General features: G+C 60.5%; 3 protein-coding genes. 1 reads left to right on the top strand and 2 read right to left on the bottom strand.

What is annotated here, in order from left to right; all coding sequences use genetic code 11:
* The coding region (locus tag B2W52_RS04890) for a tRNA(Met) cytidine acetyltransferase TmcA domain-containing protein (protein WP_286801667.1) at positions 1–989 on the bottom strand (989 nt) is incomplete at its 3' end.
* The gene (locus B2W52_RS04885) at positions 989–1,366 is read right to left on the bottom strand and encodes a DUF2237 family protein (protein WP_008173000.1); all 378 of its coding nucleotides are present in this window, start codon (positions 1,364–1,366) and stop codon (positions 989–991) included. The genes B2W52_RS04890 and B2W52_RS04885, both read right to left, overlap by 1 nt.
* A gap of 38 nt (positions 1,367–1,404) precedes the next feature.
* Here B2W52_RS04885 and B2W52_RS04880 point away from each other — a divergent pair.
* On the top strand, positions 1,405–3,424 hold a 2,020-nt coding region (locus B2W52_RS04880; protein WP_286801695.1), incomplete at its 3' end, for an ATP-dependent helicase.

Below are 3,424 nucleotides of genomic sequence, written 5' to 3'. Positions count from 1 at the left end.
TCGTAACCATGAACCGTGGTGGCGAACGCCACTCTCGGCCAGCCGAGCAGAACCGATTTCAGCAGCGGCGCCGGAATCGCTGCTGCCTCATCCACCAGGACCACTTCGGCTTCCGGCCGCAAAGCCAGCAAGTCACGCACCGGCATAAACCTCAGGCGGCCACCGGTTCGGGAGGCGAGTATCCCCGGGCTGGCTTCGGCCAATTCGTCCCCGAGAGACTCACGGGCGTGGCGAAAGAGGGTCTCCACATTCTGCTCCGAGGGCGCGGTAACCACGATGTCCTGCCTGCCTTGGCGCAACAATTCGGCTGCAGCCATGCCCATCGCCGCAGATTTGCCACGGCCCCGGTCCGCCGTCACTACCAGCGGCCGGCGCCGTCGGCCCAGGCCAAAACGGACGAGGCGCTGAACCAATTGTTCCTGATCCCGGGTGGCGGCGATTCGAAAGCGTTTCTCAGGCAGGGGTGGAACCGGCGGCCGTGATTCCGGACGGTCGGGCGACACCCGGATGACCGCATCATCGTCGGCAAGCAGGTCGGCCATGCGGGCAGCAAACGGATGGTTCGGACCATGCTCCAGACCGGTTCTCGAGTAATCGGGATCCGCAAAGCGGGACCACTCTGCCAGCGGCGGCATCAGCCAGAACAGCAGGCCACCAGCGGTGAGCGCACCCGAGAGCGCGGCAAAGGCATCCGGAGGATTGCCGTGCCAGCCATCCCAGACGATAAGCGAGACTTCACACCCGAGCCACTTTCGAGCCCCGGGAGGCGTGACCCGGGTCAGCCGGGTATCGGGGCTATGATCCGCTGGTCCCGTCCATAGGCCGCTCTGTATTTCCAACCCGGGTAACAGACCGGAAAGCCACCTGAGGTTCTGTTCCCGATCACCCTCAAGCAGAACCAGTCGGCGTTCACCGTTGGCGGTGAGGCTGTCCTGCAGGGCACGCCATGCGGACGGATCCGCTTTGGCATCGGATCCGGAATGGCTCATCAGCTAAGGTCGGCACCATGAGACTTGAGGTCGTCCAGGGCGCATTTTTCAAGGGCAGCCCGATGGGTAGCCCGCAGTCGGACCCTGGGGGCACAGCCGGCTTCAAAGGCTTCCTGCCACCGGCCGGCACACAGGCACCAGCTATCGCCCGCTTTCAGGCCTTCGAAGCCGAATTCAGGCCTGGGGGTGCTGAGGTCGTTGCCCTGGGCTTTGGAGAATTCGAGGAATTCGTCGGTTACCACGGCGCAGACGGCGTGCAGGCCAAAATCATCCGGGCCGACGTTGCAGCAGCCATCGCGGTAAAAGCCGGTGATCGGGTCTTTGCCGCAGGTTTCGAGTTTTTCGCCAAGTACGTTTACCGATTCGGACATTTCCATGTTTAAGACCCTTTCGCTCTCATGTTTTGATCGCAATTATGCGGGAGCGGTATCCGCTCTACCAGCAGGCCGTTACAATACCGGCCATGCCGACCGAACCCCAAATTCCTGAGACCACCAACCTTCCGGATTTCCTCACCGATGAGCAGCGGGCGATTATCACCGCGGGCTATGAGCATTCGGTGATTACCGCCGTGGCAGGCAGTGGCAAGACGTCGACGCTTGCGTGGCGGATTCGGTACCTGCTGGAACAGGGGCATGATCCGGACCGGATGCTGGTGTTGATGTTCAACCGCAGCGCCCGGGTGGATTTCGAGCGCAAGCTGCAGGAGGTGTGTGCTCAGAGTGGGTTGGCGTTGCCGGAGATCCGGACCTATCACGCCATGGGCTTGCGGCTGTACAAACGGTTTGTGCGGGAGGGCTATCTGCCGGGGTTTTCAGACAAGATTCTGACCGAGCAGGAGATCAGTTTTCAGGCCTGGCAGTTAACCCGGCGGCTGGCGCCGGAGGATCTGGCGGATGAGATACGGCGCAACAAGAAGGATTTTGTCGAGACGGCGACGGGGTTTATTGATCTGGTAAAGACAACACTGTCACCGGCGGAGATCGTGTTTGAGGAGTTGGGGTATTCGGACAAGCACAAGTACCTCATTGATCTGTTCCACAGCTTTGAGCAGTGGCGTAAAAGCCAGGGTCGGATCAGTTATGCCGATATGCTGTATGAGCCCGTGATGGCGATTCACCAGAACTCTCCGTTGCAGCGGCTGGTGGGCAACAAGATGGATCTGATTCTGGTGGATGAGTACCAGGACACCAATGAGATCCAGCATCTGCTATTGCGATACGTGGCCGGAGACCGGGCCCGGGTGACGGTGGTCGGGGACCCGGACCAAACGATCTATGAGTTCCGTGGCGCGAAGCCCGAGTTTATCCTCAAGCGGTTCAGCGATGAGTTCGAAAGCCCGCTGGAGCAGACCCTCAGTTACACCTTCCGCTACGGCCATCGGGTGGCGTTGCTGGCAAACCATCTGATCTGCCACAACACCGGACGCAAGGATGTGCTTTGTCATTCCCACCCTTCGACGCCCGGCACGGAGATCACCCTGCATCGGGCGGAGAGCGATGCCGATACCGTGCTGCAAATTCTTCAGGGCCAATCGGAACCGGCTCTGGCAGGCACGGCCATTCTGTTCCGGGTCTGGAGTCAGAGTGTCCCTATCGAGCTGAAGTTGCTGGCTCGTCAGATTCCCTACCGGATTGATGCCGGCAAGGGCGCGCTGTTCAGCCGGGAAGTTCAGGCGATCACTGCCCTTCTGATGGTGGTGACCGGGAAACTGGAAAACCTGCCGGACGAGGATCGCCTGGAGCTGGCACGGCAGTTGTTGCGCTTTCCTCATGTGGGTCTGAAAGAGCCGGAGCTGGAGCAGTTGGCGCGTTTCCTCGCAGGATTTTCCAGTGGCTGGCACGAACGTCTGCTGGCGATGGACTTCGACGCGCTTGCGCCCATGGCCGCCCGCAAGCTCAGGAAACTCGGCGAAGTGCTTGCCCAACTGCGCAGCTACGGAGGCCCGGTTGCAGGACTGATCAGTGTCTATGCCGAGCACACTGATCTTTACGAGGGCATCCGCAGCCTGGCGCTGACGCATGAGAGTGCCGAGGAACGGATCGATACGATACAAGGATTCCGGCAGTACCTAAAAAGCCTTGATGTCACAGCTGAAGGCGCCCTGGAGCACCTGAAAACCCTCAAGCAGCAGGCAGGTGAAAAACAGCAGGGTGGAGTGCTTCTCTCAACGATTCACCGCACCAAGGGTCTGGAATGGCCAACAGTTATCATTCCCGGACTGCAGGAGAAATACCTGCCGTACAGCCCCCGCCCCCAGGACAATGCCAGAGCATTTCTGGAAAGCGAGCGACGGCTGCTGTATGTGGCCATGACACGCACACGCCAGCAGCTGCACCTGATCACCCGACCGGCCAGCAAGCAACCGCACCTGGACGGCGATCTGGGCCCAAGCCGTTTCGTGGAAGAGTGCTGCTTTGAACTTGCCGAGGAAT

Origin of the sequence: Marinobacter sp. UBA2498, assembly GCF_002341575.1 — a bacterium.
Classification (GTDB): Bacteria; Pseudomonadota; Gammaproteobacteria; order Pseudomonadales; family Oleiphilaceae; genus Marinobacter; species Marinobacter manganoxydans.
This window is presented reverse-complemented; position numbering and strand designations above follow the sequence as displayed.

Bases quoted from the DNA above. Each gene is read 5' to 3' on its own strand.
- B2W52_RS04885 (WP_008173000.1), bottom strand. From the start codon at position 1,366: ATGGAAATGTCCGAATCGGTAAACGTACTTGGCGAAAAACTCGAAACC.